19 protein-coding genes and 3 tRNA genes are annotated in these 21916 nt (G+C 63.3%); 5 read left to right on the top strand and 17 right to left on the bottom strand.

The window, feature by feature from the left end:
- Positions 1-223 precede the first annotated feature (223 nt).
- The 7 genes from VOI18_RS14915 to VOI18_RS14945 form a co-directional block, all read right to left on the bottom strand.
- The gene (locus VOI18_RS14915) at positions 224-2014 is read right to left on the bottom strand and encodes a tetratricopeptide repeat protein (protein WP_323763207.1); all 1791 of its coding nucleotides are present in this window, start codon (positions 2012-2014) and stop codon (positions 224-226) included.
- Positions 2011-4152 carry a sulfotransferase gene (locus VOI18_RS14920; protein WP_323763208.1) on the bottom strand — a complete coding sequence of 714 codons (2142 nt, stop codon included), beginning with the start codon at positions 4150-4152 and terminating at the stop codon, positions 2011-2013. The genes VOI18_RS14915 and VOI18_RS14920 overlap by 4 nt, the downstream gene beginning before the upstream one ends.
- Positions 4149-4913, bottom strand: coding sequence for a 2OG-Fe(II) oxygenase (locus VOI18_RS14925; RefSeq protein ID WP_323763209.1), 765 nt, complete (start codon positions 4911-4913; stop codon positions 4149-4151). The genes VOI18_RS14920 and VOI18_RS14925 overlap by 4 nt, the downstream gene beginning before the upstream one ends.
- A 232-nt stretch (positions 4914-5145) precedes the next feature.
- Positions 5146-6336 (bottom strand): elongation factor Tu, encoded by a 1191-nt coding sequence (gene tuf, locus VOI18_RS14930; protein ID WP_323763210.1) that lies wholly within the window; start codon positions 6334-6336, stop codon positions 5146-5148.
- A gap of 243 nt (positions 6337-6579) precedes the next feature.
- A tRNA-Gly gene (locus VOI18_RS14935) sits at positions 6580-6653 on the bottom strand.
- Between the two features lie 111 nt (positions 6654-6764).
- Entirely contained in the window at positions 6765-7820 is a 1056-nt protein-coding gene (locus VOI18_RS14940; RefSeq protein ID WP_323763211.1) for a GGDEF domain-containing protein, read from the bottom strand.
- A gap of 319 nt (positions 7821-8139) precedes the next feature.
- Positions 8140-8225: transfer RNA gene (locus tag VOI18_RS14945), tRNA-Tyr, on the bottom strand.
- A 129-nt stretch (positions 8226-8354) separates the two neighbouring features.
- On the opposite strand from VOI18_RS14945, the gene rlmB reads away from it, so the two are divergent.
- Positions 8355-9170, top strand: a complete 816-nt coding sequence (rlmB, locus tag VOI18_RS14950) for a 23S rRNA (guanosine(2251)-2'-O)-methyltransferase RlmB (protein WP_323763212.1) — start codon at positions 8355-8357, stop codon at positions 9168-9170.
- Between the two features lie 52 nt (positions 9171-9222).
- Here the strand turns inward: rlmB and VOI18_RS14955 are convergent, their stop codons facing one another.
- The 5 genes from VOI18_RS14955 to VOI18_RS14975 all read right to left on the bottom strand — a co-directional run bounded on the left by VOI18_RS14955 (position 9223) and on the right by VOI18_RS14975 (position 14020).
- A complete protein-coding gene (locus tag VOI18_RS14955; protein WP_323763213.1) occupies positions 9223-10227 on the bottom strand; it encodes a GIN domain-containing protein in 1005 nt (334 codons plus the stop codon).
- Between the two features lie 147 nt (positions 10228-10374).
- Positions 10375-11556, bottom strand: a complete 1182-nt coding sequence (locus VOI18_RS14960) for a DUF819 domain-containing protein (protein ID WP_323763214.1) — start codon at positions 11554-11556, stop codon at positions 10375-10377.
- A gap of 60 nt (positions 11557-11616) precedes the next feature.
- A complete protein-coding gene (locus VOI18_RS14965; protein ID WP_323763215.1) occupies positions 11617-12222 on the bottom strand; it encodes a glutathione S-transferase family protein in 606 nt (201 codons plus the stop codon).
- A gap of 33 nt (positions 12223-12255) precedes the next feature.
- A complete protein-coding gene (locus VOI18_RS14970) occupies positions 12256-12654 on the bottom strand; it encodes a RidA family protein (RefSeq protein WP_323763216.1) in 399 nt (132 codons plus the stop codon).
- 4 nt (positions 12655-12658) lie between these two features.
- On the bottom strand, positions 12659-14020 hold the full coding sequence (locus VOI18_RS14975; RefSeq protein WP_323763217.1) for an amidohydrolase: 1362 nt from the start codon (positions 14018-14020) through the stop codon (positions 12659-12661).
- A 167-nt stretch (positions 14021-14187) separates the two neighbouring features.
- Here VOI18_RS14975 and VOI18_RS14980 point away from each other — a divergent pair, with 167 nt between their 5' ends.
- Both VOI18_RS14980 and VOI18_RS14985 read left to right on the top strand, forming a co-directional pair.
- Positions 14188-15117 carry an ABC transporter ATP-binding protein gene (locus tag VOI18_RS14980; RefSeq protein ID WP_323763218.1) on the top strand — a complete coding sequence of 310 codons (930 nt, stop codon included), beginning with the start codon at positions 14188-14190 and terminating at the stop codon, positions 15115-15117.
- A complete protein-coding gene (locus VOI18_RS14985; protein WP_323763219.1) occupies positions 15114-15839 on the top strand; it encodes an ABC transporter permease in 726 nt (241 codons plus the stop codon). The genes VOI18_RS14980 and VOI18_RS14985 overlap by 4 nt, the downstream gene beginning before the upstream one ends.
- A 20-nt stretch (positions 15840-15859) precedes the next feature.
- Here VOI18_RS14985 and VOI18_RS14990 read toward each other — a convergent pair whose 3' ends face one another.
- The 3 genes from VOI18_RS14990 to metG are packed head-to-tail and all read right to left on the bottom strand — an operon-like array spanning position 15860 to position 18845.
- Positions 15860-16159, bottom strand: a complete 300-nt coding sequence (locus VOI18_RS14990) for a hypothetical protein (protein ID WP_323763220.1) — start codon at positions 16157-16159, stop codon at positions 15860-15862.
- On the bottom strand, positions 16152-17108 hold the full coding sequence (locus VOI18_RS14995) for a peptidylprolyl isomerase (protein WP_323763221.1): 957 nt from the start codon (positions 17106-17108) through the stop codon (positions 16152-16154). The genes VOI18_RS14990 and VOI18_RS14995 overlap by 8 nt, the downstream gene beginning before the upstream one ends.
- Before the next feature lie 15 nt (positions 17109-17123).
- On the bottom strand, positions 17124-18845 hold the full coding sequence (gene metG, locus VOI18_RS15000; protein WP_323763222.1) for a methionine--tRNA ligase: 1722 nt from the start codon (positions 18843-18845) through the stop codon (positions 17124-17126).
- A 119-nt stretch (positions 18846-18964) separates the two neighbouring features.
- Between metG and VOI18_RS15005 the strand changes: the two genes are divergently transcribed.
- Together VOI18_RS15005 and VOI18_RS15010 are read left to right on the top strand one after the other, a co-directional pair.
- Positions 18965-19399, top strand: coding sequence for a DUF1761 domain-containing protein (locus VOI18_RS15005; RefSeq protein ID WP_323763223.1), 435 nt, complete (start codon positions 18965-18967; stop codon positions 19397-19399).
- 85 nt (positions 19400-19484) lie between these two features.
- Positions 19485-19560: transfer RNA gene (locus tag VOI18_RS15010), tRNA-Thr, on the top strand.
- A 113-nt stretch (positions 19561-19673) separates the two neighbouring features.
- On the opposite strand, the gene VOI18_RS15015 is transcribed toward VOI18_RS15010, so the two are convergent.
- Positions 19674-20108: a thioredoxin domain-containing protein gene (locus VOI18_RS15015; protein ID WP_323763224.1), complete on the bottom strand. Its 435-nt coding sequence runs from the start codon at positions 20106-20108 to the stop codon at positions 19674-19676.
- Between the two features lie 106 nt (positions 20109-20214).
- Positions 20215-21438 carry a peptidoglycan-binding domain-containing protein gene (locus tag VOI18_RS15020; protein WP_323763225.1) on the bottom strand — a complete coding sequence of 408 codons (1224 nt, stop codon included), beginning with the start codon at positions 21436-21438 and terminating at the stop codon, positions 20215-20217.
- Positions 21439-21916 lie beyond the last annotated feature (478 nt).

A 21916-nucleotide genomic window follows, 5' to 3' on the forward strand; every position in this document is an offset into this window, starting at 1 on the left:
AACGGAACGGCCCACTCATCTCGATGAGCTGGCGAGCCCCCCCTCAGATCGGATCGCCCGAAAGCTTTCCATATTTGCAAGGTACGTCTGCGATTTCGCACGGGTCAATGACATCTCACCGTCACAAACGGTGTTTGCGATACACTGTTGCAGGTTTGTCGCAGACGAATGCCCCCGGCCAGTTGCGCATCCGCACCATTCGTACCGCTGCAAAATGGCCGGATCAGGCCGGCAGCAGATCAAACGGCGCGGTCACCCGCACCTCTTCGCTCTCGAACGGCTCCACGCCATGCCACAGGAAAGACGGAAACACGATCGCAGATCCCGGTTCGGGCCGGATATAGCGCTCGGCCGGAATCGCCAACCCTGGCAAGCCCGGAACTCCAAGTCGCAACCACCCTGCCCGCTCGCCTGACATCACCGATTCCGGGACGCAGACGTAATAACTGGCGCTGACCCAGCCGGCTGGATGGACATGATCGACATGCCCACCGCCCGACCGGAGCCGTACCGACCAGGCCCCCGCAAGCCTTGCCCGACCGGTATTGCGGGCAAGATAGGGGTGTGAAGGGTCGACGGGCAGCTCGGCGAGGTATCTGGCCGCCAGGCCTTCCAGCGCGGTGGCCAGCGCGCGAATCACCGGATCGTCAGAATTCCACAGCCGACCGGCCGATTGGGTACCGCCAAACAGCGTCTGCTCAAGCGGCGCTGCGCCGTCGGCGTGAAGCCGCTCAATGCTGGACGCCAGCGCCGCATTGAATGACGCCAGCGAGTCAAAGCCGGGCGGGGTCTCGATCTTCAGCTTGCGGGCAAAGCGATCGTAATCGCACAGCCACGCATAGCGCGGGTCTGCCAACTGACGCCAGGCGACGGATTGCAGGGCCAGGTGTTTTTGGAGATGAGCGGCCGGCGCGTCACGATCAAGGACATCGGACGCGCCGGCCCAGTCCTCATTGACCAGCAGTGCCTCCGCCAGGGCGTGACGGGCAGCCCAGTCCTCGCCCCGGCAGATCTGGAACGCCCGCCGGGCGTCCTCAAGCGCGCCACGCGGATCACCGGACCGAAGGCCCAGCTCGCTGCGGACCATGGCCGCGCGCATGGCGCCAGTGTCCCGCGCCAACGCCGCGTCGGCCGCGGCCCTGGCTGCGTCCGGACGCCCCGAGCGCATCAACAAGCGGGCCAGGACTTCATTGAGCCTCGGGTCGCCGGTCACGGCGATCCGGCTCTCCAACGTCACGAACGCCGCTTCGCCCTGCCCGGCTTCGGTCAGGAGCCCCGCGAGGTCCGTGTGATAGCCCGGATCATCGGGCGCCAGCGCCAGCGCCTGACGATAGGCGCGTTCAGCACCGGCAATATCGAGACAGGTGCGCAGGCTGTGGCCCAGTTGCGCGTGGGCTTCGGCGAGGTCCGGGGCGAGCTCCAACGCCCGCCGCAAATCGGCGCAGGACGCCTCCAGCTCCCCTGTCTCGCGCCGCAAGGCCCCGCGATTGATACGCGGCAACACCGCTTGCGGGTCCGCGTTGAGGGCCGCATCGAAAGCCCGCTCCGCGGCGGCCGGATTTCCGGCCCGTCGCTCGAGATTGCCGAGCGCGTTGAGCACAAGCGTGTGGCCGGCATCGCGGTCCAGAACGTCCTGGATGGCTGACCGTGCAGCCGCAAGATCCTCGCCCTGCGACAGGGTCAACGCCAGGTTCAGACGGGCATCGGCGAAGTCGGGCGCGATCCGCAGGGCCTCGCGGTACGCTGTGACCGCTGCATCCAGTCGGCCGGCACGCTGATGGTGATTGCCGAGATTGTTCTGTACGGCCTGCGGCTGGGAGTGATGGCGGGTCGCCGCTTCGAAATCACCGACAGCACCCGCGTCATCACCATTGCGGCTGCGAGCCATGGCACGAAGCATCAATGCGTCGGGCTGGTCTGTCGTCTCGGGCAGGACCTGGTCGAGAAGCGCCAGCGCCTCGTCAAAGCGTCCGGCCTGCAGCAGGCCGGCGGCGCGCTGCAGGGTCGCCATCATGATCCGGCCTTGCCTCGGCTGCCAAACAAGCGTTGCCAGACCCCCCGGGGTTCCGTCGTAACCGTCCGCGTCTCGCGAGGACCACGGCCCGTCTCGGCTGCCGCGCCGGATCCATGATCACCGGCGCCCACCCATTCACCGGTCTTGGGGTCAACACCACAAGCCGCGATCTTCGCGTCAAAATCGCCGAGCCACTCCAGATAGGGCGTCGTCGAGTCGAGATGGTCTGCAGAGGGCGGGCGGCGGACCTGCATGGCGCTGAACGTCATGATCTGGCGCTCCAGCTTGTAGAATTCGAGGCAATTTTCATCCCAGGACAGCCCCATGCGCTCGAGCAGGGCCCGCAAGGTCGCCTCGAACTCCACGACGAGGGTTTCGTACTGCACCGGCGTGACCGTTTGCGGATAGGCCTGGTACCAGTGATCGCACAGCCGCGCCTGTTCGGCATAATAGTGTCGGATATCATCGAGCGAGTGGGCGAAAGGCCATTGCCGCGTGAAATTGCGCCGGAAGATGGAAAACGCCGTTTCCAGCGGCCGACGCCGGATATGGATCACCGGTGATTGCGGGAACAGCTGACGGACAAGGCCGACCGCCTGGAAATTGCTCGGCTGCTTGTCAGTCACCCACTTCGCACCATCGAGCCCGTATTCACGGAGTTGCCGGAAATAGATCTCCCGCCACTCGGCCAGCGTGCCATCCGGGATGGGTCCGCCCTTCCACTGATTGATGGCCGCCCAGCGTTCAAACTGCTCGAAAATATAGGGCAGGGCCGGCAATTCACCCGACGGTTCGACATCGGCATGGGCGGACACCGCCGCCTCCAGAAGGGTTGTCCCGGACCGCGGCATGCCGACAATGAAAACCGGAACCGGACCGGATACGGCCCGCCCGGCCGCTTCGTGTCCGTCAAACTGGTCAATCAGGCGGTCAACCCGCAGGTGCTGGGCATCGCGATCGTAACCCGATTCCAGCTTGCCATTATGCTGAAGCCATTTGACCTCATTGGCGCGCTGCCAGGTCGCAAAAGCCTCGGCCCGGCGTTTGCGCCGGTGATAGGTGTCGCCCAGGGCAAACAGCGATACCGACTGCCGGTCGGCCGGCAGGTCGGTGGCATCGCGGGCGGATTCAAGTACGGCCAGTTCGCCGTCCTCGACCCGTCCGCCGGTCGTCTCTGCGAGGAAGGCGCAGGCATCCAGATGATCTGGATGGGTCGCCAGGATCCGGCGGCAATAGGTCTCCACCTCCTCCACTCGGCCCGCGAAATTCCCGATCCTCGCCAGGCCGAACAGGGCGTCCGCCGAATTCGGATCGATCTCCAGAGCGGCGTCGAAGGTCTGTCTGGCTGTTTCGGTGTCTCGCGCACCAAGATACAGGCGCCCCAGCGCTGCCAGCGATCCCGCGTCACGCCCCCGCTCGGCCACCACGGGCCGGAAAATCTCGATCGCGCGCCGGTAATATCCCAGTTGGGAGAGCGCCTGGGCCAGCGCCCCGCGCGCGTCATTGTCATTGGGAACAACATCCAGCCAGGCCTGGGCCACGTCACGAAGCAGCGCCCAATCGGCGCGGTTTCGCGCTATCGCCGCCTTGATCGGATAGCCTTCCGGAGGCATCGACCCTCCCAACGCCGCTTGCGCGATCCCGAGGGCGGCTTCGGCCGCCTCCGTCCGACCCAGTTGCATTTCAAGTCCGGCCAGGCGCATCGCCACGCTGGCCCGGGCCGGATGCCGGTCCTCGGCCTTCAGCGCCTTGTCGAAACAGGACGCGGCAAACGGCAGATTGCCGCCAATCCCGGCGAGGTCGCCAAGGCGGCCCCAGATATCGAAACGACCAGTATCGCACTCGCTTGCGCGGCGTGCCGCATCCAGCGCTGCAGCGGCATTGCCCTCGGCTTCCAGCTGGATTGACCGGTAAAGGTGGACCGAGGCATTGTCGGCGTCAGCAGCCTCTGCCCGGTCAAGCCAGGCCCGGCCGCCCGCGACATTGCCGCATTCGATGTCACATATCCCCAACAGGCCCATGGCCTCGGCATCATCCGGCCGGGCTTCCAGCACCGCGTGGCACAGCGCGCGGGCCTGGTCGAATGCGTCCTGCAGGCGCAGGTCGCGCGCCTGGGCCAGACGTGGGTCAAGGGTCATCCGGTCGCTCCTGCCGGCGCGTCATTCCGGAACCAACCGGTGATCTGGTATCGGCCATCGCCCGCAAACGGTGCCACCGGGCTGACCGCATGCATGCGCCGGCCATCAAAAATCGACAGCATGTTGAAGCGCGGCAGGAAGGCGCGCGACACGTCCAGCCCCTCTTCCACCAACATCAGCAATCCGCCCCAATCGGTCTGCCAGTTGCGGGTGAAACCCAGCGTGTAGGCGGCCACCCGCTCCTGGTCATGCCCTTCATCAACATGCCGGGTGAGAAAATGTCCGCGTGCATAACGGGTCGCCTGGGCGTCCGCCTTGGTGACCACCGGGGCCCCGGTGACCTGGCGGCCGAAGGCCAGGAATTCGGGCGAGTTCAGAAATTCGGTGATGCGATGGATGGGATGCCCCGGATCCCAATGGGAGGTGTAGGCCTGGATCATCGGGTAGGAGTCGTAGAGATAGCCGTAATTCTTCTGGGCGCGCTGCATGACAGCGCCGATCTGGGCCCCGACCGCTTCGCGCCCCATCCTCTGGACATCGAGTTGCGTCAGCTGAACCACGATCTCGCCGGCACCGTCCGGGGTCGGCTCGGGGAAGACCAGACGCCAATTGAGCGTATCGCGCAGAATGGCACTGATCTGCGCGGCCAGTTCAGGCTCGAACACGTCCGGAATCCGGACCAGCTGGTCTTGTGCGTAAAGGCCCGCCCAGTACTCCGGGTCAAGAGCCGGATTGAGTCGAAGGTTGAGGGTTTCGGACATAAGCAGGCACCAGCGGCTAGAAACAGACCGAAAACACCTATCCAGACCACCCCACCCTGTCCAGATGAGCGGTCAGCGCCGCGCCCGGGCCGGCGCCAAAGAAAACGGCGCGCCCCGGGTGGAGCGCGCCGCATTCATGTGTCGGTATGGGTAGTCTACTCGATGATTTTCGAGACGACGCCGGCGCCGCAAGTTTTCATTGACGGTTGGGCCGGCCGGTTTGCCTCAAAGACTATTCAATAATCTTCGAAACAACACCTGCCCCAACCGTGCGGCCACCTTCACGGATTGCGAAGCGGAGCTTCTCTTCCATGGCGATCGGCACGATCAGCTCGACATTCATTTCAATGTTGTCGCCCGGCATCACCATTTCCGTACCTTCGTTCAGCGTCACAACACCGGTAACGTCGGTGGTGCGGAAGTAGAACTGCGGACGGTAGTTGGTGAAGAATGGCGTGTGACGGCCACCCTCTTCCTTGGTCAGGATGTAGGCTTCTGCCACGAACTTGTGGTGCGGCGTGATGGAGCCCGGCTTGGCCAGAACCTGGCCACGCTCGACACCTTCACGGTCCACGCCGCGAAGCAGAACGCCGACATTGTCGCCAGCCTGGCCCTGATCGAGCAGCTTGCGGAACATTTCAACGCCGGTGCAGGTCGTCTTCGAGGTGTCACGGACACCGACGATTTCGATCTCTTCGCCAACCTTGACGACACCGCGCTCGATACGCCCGGTCACAACCGTGCCGCGACCCGAGATCGAGAACACGTCCTCGATCGGCATCAGGAAAGGCTGGTCGATCGGACGCTCAGGCGTCGGGATGTATTCATCCACAGCCGCCATCAGCTCAAGGATCTTGTCCTTGCCGATATTGTCGTCACGGCCTTCAACAGCCGCCAGGGCCGAACCGGCCACGATCGGCAGATCGTCGCCCGGGAACTCGTAGGAGGACAGAAGTTCGCGAACTTCCATCTCGACCAGCTCGAGCAGCTCTTCGTCGTCAACCTGGTCAACCTTGTTGAGGAAGACCACCAGTGCCGGAACGCCAACCTGGCGCGCCAGAAGGATGTGCTCGCGCGTCTGCGGCATCGGGCCGTCAGCGGCGTTCACAACCAGGATCGCGCCGTCCATCTGCGCCGCACCCGTGATCATGTTCTTCACATAGTCAGCGTGGCCCGGGCAATCAACGTGCGCGTAGTGACGGTTCGCCGTCTCATACTCAACGTGGGCCGTCGAGATGGTGATGCCCCGTGCCTTTTCTTCAGGCGCCGAGTCAATCTCGTCATAACCCTTCGCGGTACCGCCGGACGCTTCCGCCAGTACCATCGTGATCGCAGCCGTCAGCGTCGTCTTGCCGTGGTCAACGTGACCAATCGTGCCGATGTTCGCATGCGGCTTGGTGCGCTCAAACTTTTCCTTCGCCATGATCTTACCTCTTGAACGCCGATCTTGATCGTGAAGATGGGCTATAGACTTGGATGTGTTGATTTCATTGGATACGGACAGACCATACCCGTGAGACCGGCGCGGGATAGCGTCGCTCGCCAAAGAAGGCAAGTCCGAAGCGCGGATTGCTGTTTTGGGTGGCAGAGCCCTTGACGGTCGGCGGTCGGCGCCAATGCCGCCCGTTCACGATTTCAATGAGGGAATGTTGGAACCAGGGAATTTTGGAGCGGGTAGTCGGGATCGAACCGGCATCCTCAGCTTGGAAGGCTGCTGCACTACCATTGTGCTATACCCGCATGTCCCAAGGGACGGACGATGTGTTTAGCGAATTCGTTTCGGCGCGTCGAGGGGGCGGATACACCGAAGCCTGCAAGCGGGCTATCCGGCGGCACCAACAGGCGGGCTGATCAACCGACACGGCTGGCCGACACTCTCTCGTCAGATGACCAAAGTTCCGGTTCGACACGATTCCGGCCACCGCGCTTGGCGCGGTAAAGGTACTCGTCTGCGCGCGCGAGAAGGTCTGTCGCGCTCGCGTTCACATCGCTCTCGGTCACGCCGAAACTGGCTGTCGGCGAGACCGATCCGCGCCCTTCCACTTGAATGGAAATCGCCGCGATCATCTTGCGCATGCGTTCCGCCATCAGCCGCGCCTGCTGACCCGACACGTCGGGCAGGATAACGACAAACTCTTCACCGCCGATACGGCCGAGTGTGTCTGACGTCCGCAACGCCTGCTTCACCACCCGCACGGTTTCGATTAAGACCCGGTCGCCGGCGAGGTGGCCGAACGTGTCATTGACCCGCTTGAAATGATCGAGATCGAAGACCACCACAGCGAACGGTTTCCCGGTTTCCCGATTGCGGTCGCTTTCCGCGGCCAGGATTTGGTCAATGGCCGCACGATTGGCGGCACCGGTCAGGGCATCCGTCGCGGCCCGTTCGCGGAAATGCGCCATTGAAACCTCGGCCGCCTTCTTGGCAGTCTCAAGGCGCAAGGCCGCGTTGACCATTTCGCGTCGAAAAATCGTCGCCCCGATGAAAATGAAAACGGCCGCCCCGCCCAACGCCGTGAGCAAGGTCATATTACTGCTCGTGACCGAATAGCCGACGGGTTCGGGTGATTGGACGACACACCCCACATAGATCGACAGCGCCGCCAGCATAAAAGCAAGACCGGTCCGCCACCCAACCGCCAGCGTAAACGTCATGATGCCTGGCAGCATCATGATATTGGCGGGCGATATCAGAGCCTTGCCCATGACTGCCATGCCGGCCAGCATGGCCAGCAAGAGCGCTCCGAGCAGACGGGCCCGGTTCTGATAATCATTGCCGGCATTGACCCAGATCGGTGCCACAAGACAGATCAACGACGCGATCATTCCCGTCACCAACAGGCCGGGCTCGTCGTCCAGAAATTTCAGGCTGACCAGGGTGAGCACCACACCTGCGATTCCGGGCAACACGCAAAACGCCGATAATGATCGACGTGACGCGATGTCCATGTGCTGATCGGTGCTATCTGCCGGCCAGTACCGTCGCAGCATGACGGGAACCCCTCCAAACTCGAACGGAAAGCCTAGCGCAAAATTGTTTAAAGCGTCTGAAGGCGCGGCGGATCGACACGATCAGCCCAATGCTCTGAGCGATCAAGGCATGAATTTGGTACGGCGGGACGAACCAAAGTCGAACCGGAAGGGCCCGCCCGCGGGACGGCGCGCCGGACGTCAGCCCGCCCCATCAGTGGCAATTGCGAAGCAAATTGCAGCGAGATCAAGGAAATGGTGGAGGGGGTTGGATTCGAACCAACGTACGCTCTCGCGGCCAGATTTACAGTCTGGTGCCTTTAACCACTCGACCACCCCTCCACAGGGTGCCTTCAGGCCGCGACTTAACCGGCCTTTCGGTATCCTGCAAGAAACAGTCTCAGCTTGCGGAGAGGCATGTTATGCCTCGGCAAATCAAGCGACCGCCCCAAAACAGGAGCGCGGACTATAGTGACGAAGACTCCCATGCGCAACACCTCCAAACGCCCTGATTACAGCCGCCGCTCCAAGCCTGCTGGCACTGGCGATTCGGGTTGGATATGGGGCCGCCACGCGGTGCTCGCAGCAGTGGCCAACAAGCGCCGCGAAATTCTCGAACTGAAGGTCACCCGCAATGCTGCGCGCGACCTGCCGGACGGCACCGACCACCAGCAGGTCGAACCCAAGGTCATCGACAACGCCCTGCCGGAGGGTGCCGTGCACCAGGGCTTCGCCGCCCGGTCCCGCGCGCTGCCGTCCGAATCCGTCAATGGCGTGATCGATCCGACCCATGGCGCCCTTCTGGTGCTCGACCAGATCACCGACCCTCACAATGTCGGCGCTGTGCTGCGCTCGGCGGCAGCGTTCGGGATTCGCGCCGTCATCATGCAGGACCGCAAGGCCCCGCCACTGTTCGGCACGGTCTGCAAGAGCGCCGTCGGCGCGGCGGAACGCGTCGCCCATGTGCGGGTGACCAATATCGCCGACACGCTGCTGGAGTTTCGCAAGGCCGGCCGGCATGTATTGGGGCTGGCCGGAGAGGCCGAGCTTGATCTGGCAACCGCCCTCGCCGCCCCCGACGGCAAGGGCTGGGGCCCCGGCCTGGTTCTGGTGATGGGATCGGAGGACAAGGGCTTGCGCCAGCGCGTGGCCGAGTGCTGCGACCAGCTCGTCCGGATCCCGATGACCGACACGGTGGAAAGCCTGAATGTTTCAAACGCCGCCGCCATCGCTCTCTATGAGGCAGCAAAATGGCGCCCCGCCAAAGACGGGACGCCATCCGTTTGAGCCTGCCCGTCCGACGGGCGACCGGGCGTTTGATGGTTACGGCCGGCCCGCGCTAGTGGGCGTCGCCGACCCGCAGGACCGTCCGGCCGTTGCGGGTCCAGTTCACATTGCCTTCGATCTCCGAGATCGAGACATCTCCGCCACCATTCTCGCGCACGACCAGGTCAACGGCAGTGCCGCCAAATGAGATATCGCCCGAGCCGCCGATATAGGCCTCGAACGGTTGGGCGCGGCCCCCGTGAACAGCGATGTCGCCCGATCCGTTGATCCGCGCCGAGAACGCGCCGTTCAGGCTGGCGGCCTCGACATCTCCGGAACCTGAAATGCGGACCGCGAGCCCGGCCACGCCGCCAAATTCAACATCACCGGACCCATTGATGGAGACGTCTGCGTCACCGCCGACATCATGGGTCAGCACGTCGCCAGAGCCATTGATGGAGACACTCACCGAGCGAGCGATCGGACCGGTTTCGATATCGCCAGAGCCATTGATACTGATCTGCGCCGCCTCGCCGATCGAGCCGGTGGTAATATCGCCGGACCCATTGATCGCCACGCGCGCCTCGCCGGCAATGTCACCGACATCAAGCCGCCCACAGCTGTTCATCGAAAGGTCGGCGCTGCCCAGGTCGCCTGCCGTGCCCATATAGGCGCTGTCGTCCAGCTCAAGCGCCAGCGAGGCCGGCGCGGTGATCACCAGGCTGGGATATTCGTCAATGCTGTGACGGTTGCCCCGGTTGAGACCGATCGACATGGTGTTGTTGCGCGTGCGGCAATTGGTGTTGCGCAGCCGCAGCCCGCCATCGATCCGCACCGTTGAACCGGATTGCGAAATCGCCGGGTCATCGACATGACCGCCGGTATTGGTCATGGCGACGGTGATCGTGTCGGAGGTCCCGGTCCGGATTTCGATCCGGCCGACGAAATTCTCAATCTCCAGGCGGTCGGCATCATAGCTGCCGGACGGACCGGCCTGCAGGCTGGCGCCTGCGGAAATCGAGAACAGTGCGATGCCGGCAATCGCGGCGCCGGTGGCAAGCAAGATCGGTTTGGTCATGGGGCGTCCCTCCTGGTGTGGTCATCCCTTGATGCAGGTCGACGCCTGATCGGATGCAATCATGTTCCCATGATAGCGGCGACCGACATGCCGGGCACTGTCCGGATTGTGACAGGTCTGTAAGTCAGCGGCCTGTCAGGCGTCCCGTCAACCTGGCCAGATCTGGAACACCACCGTCGCAACCATCGTACCCAGGGCATAGCCCACAACGCCAACCAGCACGCCGGGCGTGACGAGGTCTTTCCACCCTTTCGCGGCCGCCAGGGCCGGTGCGGTCGTCGCGCCCAGGATCGCTGCGTTTGAGGCCGTGATCAGTTCGGGCAGCGAAAACCGCAGCAGCGAACCGATGCCGAAAACAACAACCCCGTGCACGAGCAACAGGATGCCGATGATCGCGATGAGAACCGGTGCGGTCTGTACCAGGCCGACCACATCGGCTCCGGCAGCGATCGCCGCAAAGAAGACGAAGCTGAGCGCCACACCCACCTCATAACCACCATGCAGGCGGGCCATTACCTGAGGAAAGGCCGTGGCTGGAATCAGGGCCAGCACGGTGATGATCGCATAACGCCAATTGTCGGCGCCCGGACCGAACTGATTGGCGAGCGCCGCCGTGATCAGATCGCCAAGCGCTACCACGACGAGCGCGAATGTGACCGAATAGGCCAAGGTCGCTGCGGTCACCTTGCCCGTCTCTTCAGCGGCGACGTCACCTTGCGAATGATCGCGTTTCACAAAGCGCGACGCGATCCAGCTGACACCCGGCAAAACCGCCAGCAGGGCGAGGAACAGTCCGGAGAAAAGATTGTCGACCGCGGTGGCGCTCGACACAAAGTCCGGGTCTGCCTGGGCGAGCCCGGTAATGTCGATCAGGGCGGCGTAGTTTACCGAGCCGCCGATATAGGTGGCGATAAAGGCACCGACGGCACCCGATTCGCGGGACACCATGTCGGCTGTCCGCACGCCGGTCTCGTAATCAGGCAGGGAGATCAGCGAGAACGCCACGACAGCACCAATCACCGTCCCGGCCGCCGCCAGCATGAAGGCTCCAAACATGCGACCCGTCTCGAAGAATATCTTTCGGAGGTCGGCCTTCATCAGGAAGAGCGGAATGAGGATCGGCACGAAATACCGGAAGACAAAGGAATAGCCCTCGGAGTCTTGCGGTATCAGCCCGATATTCGACGCCAGGATGGCGAACAGGATCGCCCAGACCGCTCCCGTCAGCAGGGCACCGATCCGGGTCTTTTCCATCAGGAAACCGGCTGCCGCCACACCAAAAAGCGCAGCAACAGATGCAACGGCATTATCAGCCGGAATCAATGACATGGCATTCCCCTCAAATCTTGGGGAGAAACCTACCCGCGCGCTGTCCGGCGCGCAAACCCGTCACCCCGCAAAGGCGGCCTCACGCGCCATGGCGCGCTTGTAGGCCGGGCGTTCGACCAGCTGGCCGACATAGCCGGCAAACGGCTCGATCCGCTCGAGCAGGTTGAAATTCATCATGAAGTTCAGGGTCGATCCGACCATCAGATCGGCAGCCGTGAACCGGTCACCGACCAGGAATTCGCGGTCGTCCAGGGCCTCGGCAAGGGTTGCCTTGACCGATACCAGGTCGCCCCAACCCGCCATCTGGCGCGGCGTTTCGCGCGACATGGCCTTGTCTATGAAAGCCGGCTCAATCACTGATCCGGCGAAGAACAGCCAGCGCAGATAGGCACCGCGACCGGGCGCATCACAGGCGGGCGCCAGCCCCTTTTCCGGGTAGCGATCGGCCAGCCAGGCGCAGATCGCCGCGCTTTCGGTGATCAGCTCTCCGCCAACCTCCAGCGCAGGAACCTTGCGCATCGGATTGACCGCGCCATAGGCCTCGGACTGGATCTCGTCACGAATGTTGACGATACGGACCTCGAACGGTTCGCCGATCTCCTCCAGCATCCACAAGGCATGAAAGCCGCGCGTCTTCGGGCAGTGATAAAGCGTCAGATCGGTCATGTCTGTCCTACCTCCGGTCAGGCAATGCGAGTGTCATCCAGCTTCCACGCAGGCGTCGGCCTCGATCTCGATCAGGAATTCGGGACCGATGAAACGCGATATCTCGACCATCGTGGTTGCTGGCGGGTGGGCACGGAACACGTCACCATGGGCCCGGCCAAACGCCTCCCAATGATCGATATCGGTGACGAACATCCGCGTCCGCATCACGTCACTCATCGAGGCCCCGACCCCGTCCAGGGCCTTGGCAATAATGTCGAGGCAACGGCGGGCCTGGGCCTCCGGGTCGCCGACAGCAAAGGGCTGCCCGTCCTCGTCAAGCGAAACCGTGCCGGTGACCCAAACCAGATTGCCGCGCCGGATGGCGCGGCAATACCCGACCTGCTTCTCCCAGCTGGCGCCGGTGAAGCTGCGTTGTGTGCCGGTGGCCACAGCCCTACTCGGCGCCGTTGGGCGCGAGGATGTCGAGTGCGACCGCTGCCATCGCTTCAGTCGCCTGGGTGATCGAACCCTGCGGATCGTCCGGCGCGAAGAAGGGCGAATGGTTGGACGGCGGAACCAGGCCACGCGCTGTATAATCGTCCAGCGTTGCCTGGGTCGTGCCACCGACCCAGAACATGAAGGTCGGAATGTTGTGCTCGGTGCGGTGATAGCGCGAGAAATCCTCGCCGCCCATGACCGGTGACGCCTCGACCACCGCGTCCGCGCCGAAGCGCGCCCGCATGGTCTCGACCGCCCGGGCGGCCAGATCGGGATTGTTGAACAGGGCCGGCGTATAGGTTTCTTCGATCTCGACCCGCGGATATTCCTCCGGCGTCAGGCCGTAGGACGCGGCCTGCGACGCCGCGATACGCTGGATGCCGGACAGGAGCTGCTCGCGCACCTCGTCCGTATAGGAGCGGACCGTCAATTGCAGGTGCGCACCGTCGGAGATGATGTTGTGCTTGGTGCCGGCATTGAACGCGCCAACGGTAACCACGGCAGGCTCCAGCGGCGAAACCTCCCGCGAGACCAGTGATTGCAGCGACACGACAATCTGGGATGCCAGATAGATCGGGTCCTTGGTGGTATGCGGATAGGCGCCGTGCCCGCCACGTCCCTGGACGTAAATGTCCACCGAATCGACATTGGCCATCGCAAAGCCCGGCACATAGGTGATGGTGCCCGTCGGGATCGCCGAGAATGTATGGAAGGAGACATTGAAATCGGGTAGCGGGAATCGTTCGAACAGGCCGTCCTCGATCATCGCCACGGCTCCCTCGCCCAGTTCCTCGGCCGGCTGACCGATCAGCACCAGCGTGCCCGACCACTCATCGGTCCGCTCGACCAGCTGGCGCGCCGCGCCGACCAGCGCCGTCATGTGGGTATCGTGCGCGCAAGCGTGCATGACCGGGCTTTCGACGCCACGGATATCCGTGCCTGTGATGGTAGACGCATAATCCAGCCCGGTCTGTTCCGGGACCGGAAGGCCGTCCATGTCAGCCCGCAGCATGAGGGTCGGACCGTCGCCATTTTCCATCACTGCGACGATGCCGGTCTGGCCAACGCCCTCCGTGACGTCAAAGCCCAGCGCCCGCAACTCACCGGCCAAGCGGGCGGCGGTTTCGACCTCGCGGAAGGACAGTTCCGGATTGGCGTGAAAATGCTGGTAGAGATCTTCCAGATGCGACTGGTAATCGGCAACAATCGCCGTGCGCAGGGCATCATCACCCGCCGCGTCCTGGAGCGCCAGGGCGCCCGGCTGGGCAGACAGGGTGAGCGCAAGGGCGGCAACGGCCGTCAGCAAATGGCGTTTCATGGTGGAGTTCCCCTCATTGAGTTGGTGCCATTCGAACCAGCTCGCGCGCAAAGGTCAATGGATACCCGCGATACCAACCCGAGAGGGACAGCGATATCCACAATCCCGCAAGCCTGACCGCACCGCAGCCTTGCCACTGCCTCGCCATGGAACGCCTACTGCCCGGCATGACCGATACCGTCCTCTCCCTCCAGGGTGTGACCCTGCAATACGGCAAGCTGACCGCTCTGGCCGCGGTCGACCTCGCGATTCCGGCCGGCGCCATCTATGGCTTTCTCGGCCCCAACGGAGCGGGCAAGACGACAGCCATCCGCTGCGCCATGGGGCTGCTGACACCCCAGGCCGGCCGGGTTTTGATCGATGGGCACGACCTGTCCCGCCACCGCCGCAAGGCGCTCGCCAGTGTCGGAGCTGTCATCGAGACCCCGGCCCTGTTTCCCAACCTGACTGGCCGGGAAAACCTGGACATCACCCGGCGAATGCTTGATGCCGCGCCCACATTGGTCGACCGGGCCCTCGAGCTGGTCGACATGCGCGATGCCGCCGATCGACGGGTCGGACACTACTCGCTCGGCATGAAGCAAAGGATGGGACTGGCCCGGGCCCTTCTGGCCGAGCCGCGCCTGCTAATCCTGGACGAGCCCACCAACGGGCTGGATCCCGCCGGCATTCGTGACATGCGGGCCCTGATCCGCGCCCTGCCCGAGCGCACCGGCGCAACCATATTCATGTCCAGCCACCTCTTGTCCGAGGTCGAGCAGCTGGCCAGCCATGTCGGCCTTCTCCAGCAAGGCCGCGTGATCTTTGATGGCACGCTGGACGCGCTCTCGGAACAACAGGCGCCGCGCCTGCTGGTCACCGCCACTCCCGCCGACGATGCTCACCGGGTGATGCAGGCGGCCGGCTTCAGCGGCATCATCCGCGACACCAACCGTTTCACCCTGACAGATCCGGAGCGGGTCACACCCGAGCGGGCGGCAGCGCTCAATGCCGCGCTGCACGATGCCGGATGCCAGATCAGTGAACTGACACTCGACCGAGCCGACCTCGAAACCACCTTCATGACGCTCACAGGCCACGCGGAGGCGCAGCCATGATCAATGTCCTGATCGCCGAGGCGACCAAGATGCGCCGCTCACTCGTGCTGTTGGTGGCGGCGACACCCCCGGTCATGGTGTTCGCCCTCGGCGTGCTGGTTGTGGCCAGCGGCAATGCCCCTGACAGCTGGACCATGCACACCATGGCGGGCTCGGCGATCTGGGCCTTTTTTCTCCTGCCCATGAGCGTCATTGGAGTCACCGCCCTGATCGCCCAACTTGAACACGGCCCGGGCACCTGGTCCCACACACTGGCCTTGCCGGTGCCGCGCTGGCAGGTCTTTCTGGCCAAGGCCCTGGTCAGCCTCGGCCTGATGGCCTTGGTCTCGGTTGCTGTCGCAGCAGCCGGCTATGCCAGTGCCATGCTCGGCCTGCAGCTTGGCGACGAGGTCGTCATGGAGGGCGGGTTTGACCCGTCGATGGCCTTCAAGCTGTACGGCAAGATGTTCATCGCCGGCCTGTTGGTGATGGCCATCCAGTGGACCATGGCCATGCGCTTTCGCAGCTTCGCCGCGCCGGTCTCCATCGGCATCGGAGGGACTTTCGTTGCGGTCGCAGCCACCAGCGCCGACAAGGGCCTCTATTTCCCGTGGCTGATGCCCGTCAACGTATTGGCGTCGGAGAGCGGTCGGGGGGATCTGGCCGTCCTGATGGGAGGCCTTGGCGGTGTCCTTGTCTTCGCGATCGCCATCGCCTGGCTCAGCCGCCGCGACTGGGGCTGATCAGACAGCCTTGGCCTCGGTCAAACCGGCTTGGCCTTGAAGTGACGGATATCGTCCTGCGCGGCCAAACAGGCGGGACGCAGCTGTTCGGCTTGTGGAAAGTCATGAATGCGGGCCCACAACGTGTCCTTCAAGGCCGCCGGGTAGGCCTTGAACCGCCGCGCAGCATGACCGATCGCCAAGATGCCCGCATTGACCATCCACGGGTCATCGGCTGTCGAGGCGAACTCGAGCGGCGCGGTGAGCGCGTCCAGATCATCACAATCCATCGCGATTTTCACGATGTCGGCAGGGGCAAAGCGGGTCGGCAATTCAGTCATCCAGTTGCGGCTGAGCGATCCGCACAGGACCGGGCATGTGGCAAGCCTCGATCACCGGCGGCGGCGTTTCAAAAAAGAAGTCATGCGTGCGGTTGCGGCGGCTGTCCTTGGCGTCGTGAAAGGCCTGCCCATCCGTGCGCATGACCTCATAGGCCGGTCTGTCGGGCACGGGAAGGTCCGAAGCGATCCTTGCTGACACAATGATGTCACGAGCTCCCGCGTCGGCGATCACACCGGAATCGACCGACGGGTCACCCCGGTGCAGGGCCTGCACATGTTCCATGCCGTCAATCACCCGTCCGAAGACAGACATGATCCGGTCGAGATGGCGGGGCCCGTGTCCGATCACGATGTAGAATTCCACATCGCCGCTATCAGGGTCATTGTCGCGGGCCATGGCGACGGTGCCGGGGCAATGGATCGGCCAGACTTCGTCGAGCGTCGCGTTCGTGGCGGCGGGAAAGCCGTCCACATGACCGACCTGCGGGGCATAGAGATCGTCATCCATCATTGGCGTGAATGTCACCGCAGCGGCTGCGACCGTGAATTCGCCGGCCAGCGTCGGATACTGCGGCAAATCGATCGAGTCCGCGTCTTCGCCGCGACCGCCCTGGGCCACGAACCCGTCGATGACACGATAGAAGCTGCGGCCGTCGAAGAAGCCGTCGCGGGCCGCCTGTCGCATGCGGTCCGCATGGTTGGGCGCGATCCAGTCGGCCAGCTCGATGGCGACCAAACCATCAGCCAGTTCGATCAACAGAAGATCCTCTGCGGCGACGGCGCGCCAATCGGGAATGCCGGTGAAATCAGGCTCCACGGCGGACACCGGCGATATCGCGGCCTCGTCGAAATAGTCAGCAATGCCCACGCGCTGTTCTGGCGTGACCGGGTCGCAGGCCGCCATAACCCAACCTGACCCGATGATCATACCGATCGCTGCTGCCCGCATGCCCCTGTCTCCTGCCTACTCGCTCGGCGCCCCGCCAAACCGCTCGGCCCATTCAGCGACCTGCGCATCGTCGATCTTGGCGAACAGGACCGGTGGCGGCGTGATCGCCATGCCGTGCGGCAGGGCGTCGAGCAGCGAGGCCCCCGGCTTGTCGCCAAACTCCCAGCTGCGCTTGTCATCGGGCACACCCAGTGTGTCAAGAATCTTGGCCGCAGCGTCCGGAATGAAAGGTTGGGCGAGGATGCCGAACAGGGCGACCAGATTGAGGCCGGTGCGCACGCCGACTGCGGCGGCATCGACGTCCGACTTGTACTTCACCCACGGCTCGGCCTTGGTGAGATATTCGTTGCCGGCAGCCCAGATGGCCCGCACTTCGGCGGCCGCCTTGCGGAACTCCATCGCCTCCATGTGGGCGACCAGCGCCGGAAGGCGCTGGTCCAGCTCGGCGGCCATCCAGGCTTCGTCCTCGCCCGGTGTCCCGGCGGACGGCAGCGCCGCATCAAACTTGGAGACCGTGTATTTGGTGATCCGGTTGACGAAATTGCCCAGCACATTGGCCAGGTCCGAATTGATCAGCCCCTGGAAATGCTCCCAGGTGAAGGCCGCGTCCGAACCTTCCGGCGCATTGGCTGTCAGATACCAGCGCCAGTAATCACCCGGCAGGATGTCCAGCGCCTGGTCCATGAATACGCCGCGCTGTTCCGAGGTCGAGAACTTGCCGCCATACCAGGTCAGCCAGTTGAAGGCTTTCAGCTTGTCGACCGTCTTCCACGGCTCTTGAGACCCCAGGATGGTCGCCGGAAAGGAAACCGTGTGGAAGGCGACATTGTCCTTGCCCATGAACTGGACATAGGTGACGTCATCCGCGCCCTTGTCGGTCCGCCACCAGCTTTCCCAGTCGCCTCCGCGCGCCTCGGCCCACTCGGCGGTCGCGGCGATGTATCCGATCGGCGCATCGAACCAGACATAAAAGACCTTGCCCTCGAAACCGGGCCTCGCAGTCCCGCCCTGCGCAACCGGCACACCCCATTTCAGGTCGCGCGTGATCGAGCGGTCACGCAAGCCTTCGTCCAGCCATTTATAGGCAATCGACTTGGCGAGGCTGGGCCATTCGGTCGAGGCATCAACCCAATCACGGATCTTCGTTTCCATCTGCGTCTGCACCAGGTGCAGGTGTTTGGTCTCGCGGACCTCGAGGTTCTTCGAACCGGAGATCTTGGAATAGGGTTCCTTGAGATCGGTCGGCTCGAGCAGGCGCCCGCAACTGTCGCACTGGTCACCGCGCGCGCGCTCGAAGCCGCAATGCGGGCACGTCCCCTCGACATATCGATCCGGCAGGAAACGATCATCATCGATCGAGTAGACCTGTTCCTCGACGCGCTCGGCAATCAGCCCCTTTTCCTCGAGCACCGCGGCGAAATGCTGGGTCAGACGGATATTTGGGGCATTCGAAGTGCGTCCGAAATAATCATAGCTCAACGAGAAACCTTCGCCCGAGCGCTTCTGGATATCGTGCTGCTCGTCGCAATAGGCGCGCACATCCATGCCGGCAGCATCCGCCGCCAGTTCAGCCGGTGTGCCATGCTCGTCCGTCGCACAGACATAGAGCACGTCATGGCCGCGCAAACGCTGGAAACGCGCATAGACATCGGCTGGCAGCATCGACCCGGCCAGATTCCCCAAATGCTTGACGCCATTGATGTAGGGCAGAGCGCTGGTGATCAGTATACGGGCCATAATCGAAATTCTTCTCTTGCGCGGATTTCGGAGTAATGTGTTCGCGTGAAAGGCGAGTGTCACAGGCACCGCCTCGCAGGGCGAGACATACAAGCCCTGCCTTGGGGAGGAAACAGGAAATGCCGCGAATTTTCGGATTGAACATAATCGCGACACTGGTCGCCGGGGCCGCATTCTGGATGGTGGGGGCGCTGTTCTACGGCGTGCTGTTCGCGGACCTGTGGATGGGCTTGTGGGGTTTCGGCCCGGCCGATGAAGCCCGGATGGAAGGCTCAATGGGCATAACAATGGGATTGGGATTCCTGTTGTCGGTCATCTTCGCTGGCTTTCTCGGCTTCACCCTGAAGGCGCTGAAGGCTGACGGCATGATGAGCGCGATCAAATGGGCCGTCTTCCTGTGGGCGGGATTTGTCGTCACCACGATGAGCTATGACATCATCTACGCCCTGCAGCCGGTCATGCTGCTGGTGCTCGACGGCGCCCACACGCTGACCGGTTTCGTGGTCATGGCCGCCCTCCTGACCGTTCTCGACGGCGTCGCCGCCAAGAACTGACCGCGCCACCTGTCACCAAGGCGGGCCGTGTTGCAGCAAACACTTGTCGCGACGCGCCCGCCCGCGTATCAGACCGTTTCTGGATGCCGGCTTAGCTCAGCTGGTAGAGCACCTGATTTGTAATCAGGGGGTCGGGGGTTCGAGTCCCTCAGCCGGCACCAGGTATTTCAGGTTCCTGCAGTTTGTGCGGACGGGCCCGGCTCGCCGACGGTGACGCGGCACCACAGAGCGGCGCGCCCGACCCCGTGAGCGGGCAACGACCTGTGTGGCGGACTTATTCCCCGGGAAGCGCCCTCAGGGCGGGTGGGCACGAAGCGCCGACCGGATCGTGTCGGACACCGGACTGCTCCGCCTGAACCCGTTCAAGCGCCCGCTCGAAGCGCGCCAGCATGACCGTCGCCGAATCCCGGCGGGTAATACAATCGAGGAGCTCGCCGGAATCACTGGCGGCGATGAACACGATCCCGGTGATGCCGAGATAGCGGTTGTAGATATCGCCCATTCGATGATCGAGCATCGAAAACATCGCCGCATCATAGGCGTCAGCGCTCGCGGTCAGATCGAGCGTGAGAAATTCCACCTCGACCGAAGACGCCTGCAACAGGCCCTGTGCCGAGTGGTAGACCGGCTCGAGGACTCGGCAATTGCCGCACCAGTCAGCCCGGAAATAGACGGCGATCAACGGTGGATGCGGCTCAGCAGCAGACACAGGTCCCGCCGATGCCGAGGCACCAAGGCCGGTCAACGCGACAGTTCCACAAACAAGAAAACGGAGGGCAAGCAAGCTTGCCCTCCGCCTCCAAAGCATAAAATGCCTATTCAATCGTCGGATAGAAATTGACGGTCAGGGGCGCCCACGGAACATCGAGATGCTCAACGAATGCCCGCGTCAACTGACCGCTCACCAGGCCATTGGCTTCCTGGTAGCGGACCATGGCGTCATAGGTCAGCGCGTCGAAAATCCCGTCCACAGGACCCGGATTATAACCCGCGTCGCGCAGGCCGATCTGGATCTGGCGAATGGCGTCCGGCGTGGTGTTGATCTCACAGAGAACTTCACGCCAGGCGAGGTTGCCGTCGCCGCTGTAGGACGTCCGCGTATAGGTCTCGGTAACGGCCGGAATGACCGTCGTCTCTTCGCGGGCCGGGGTCACGATACGCTCGACCATGCGCGATTCGTAGACAGCCGGGATGGTGATCTCTTCGATCGTCTCCGGCTGGACCAGCACGACGCGCGTAACGGTCTCGTACTCGGCCGGGATGACACGCTCATTGATCTGCTCGGGCGTGATCAGTTCCTGACGGGTAATCGTCTCAGTCCGGGCCGGCAGCGTCACCGGGCTTTCCGATGTTCCGCCCGTTGCGGTCCGGTAGACAATGCGTTCCGGCGCAACCAGGCGCGTCCGCGTCACGGTCTGATATTCAGCGGGCACTTCAACCCGGCAGAGGATTTCACCGGTCGGCAGTTCGCGCAGGTCGCGCGCAGAGAAGTTGCGGCGCGCGAAGGTCTCGGCGTCCGGGTCCCCGGTGTTCGCAGACGCAAACAGCGGCTCGGAAGGCTGCCAGGTCGTATACGCGTCACGAACCAGGACCTGCTCGGTATAGGTTTCGTACTGAGCCGGGATGACAACCGGCTCGACCCGCGACTCTTCGATCGTGATGGTCTCGGTAATGGTCCGGTATGTCGCCGGGATCAATGTCCGCTCGACACGCTCTGGCGCCACCATCACCTGCTCGGTGACCGTGTCATAAACGGCCGGGATGATCCGCCGCTCGATACGTTCCGGGCTGGCCACGACCTCAGCAGACACCGTCTCGGTGACGGCCGGGATGATGATCGTCTCGGTCCGCGCGGCAGAGATCTCGATGGTCTCGGTGTAGGTAGACGGCGGCGGGGCGACCAGCACGCGGGCAAAACACTGTCCATCAGCGCTTGCCGGCGGCAGATCAGACGCAAGGCGCCCTTCCAGTTCCAGGATACGCTCTTGAGCGCGAAGCAGCTCGGAGCGCAATTGTGCGTCCGACTGAGCGAAAGACATGGGAGCCAGCACCAGCATCGCGCACGACGCCGCGGCTCCAGACAACAATAACTTTTTCATAATTCCCCCAGTGAACAAAGCTACACACTGTTAACATTTAAGATCGTCGCGAGAAGCCACAAAAAACACCCGACCCCAAAAAAAGGACCGGAATTTCCCCCTCAAGGGTATCTTCTGGTGGCACCACAACTTCCGGACACTGTCACACCGCAACCTCAAATGGCCCTTACCCGCCCTGCGCAACTTACGTCGCCCGGCCGCAAGCATGTCTTGGTCTTGGGCTGCGGATTGGCGGTTGTCATTTCTGGGACCGGACGCAAGAACGCCCCCGTGAGTGTCACGGGGGCGTTCTTGTATTTGAACTGAGTGGAGGGATTTCCTGTTGGATCTGTCGTGCAGACCGGGCAGCGACCTACTCTCCCACACCTTAAGATGCAGTACCATCGGCGCTCGGGGTCTTAACGGTCGTGTTCGGGAT

The sequence above is a fragment of the Maricaulis sp. genome (genome assembly GCF_034670125.1).
Taxonomy (GTDB): domain Bacteria; phylum Pseudomonadota; class Alphaproteobacteria; order Caulobacterales; family Maricaulaceae; genus Maricaulis.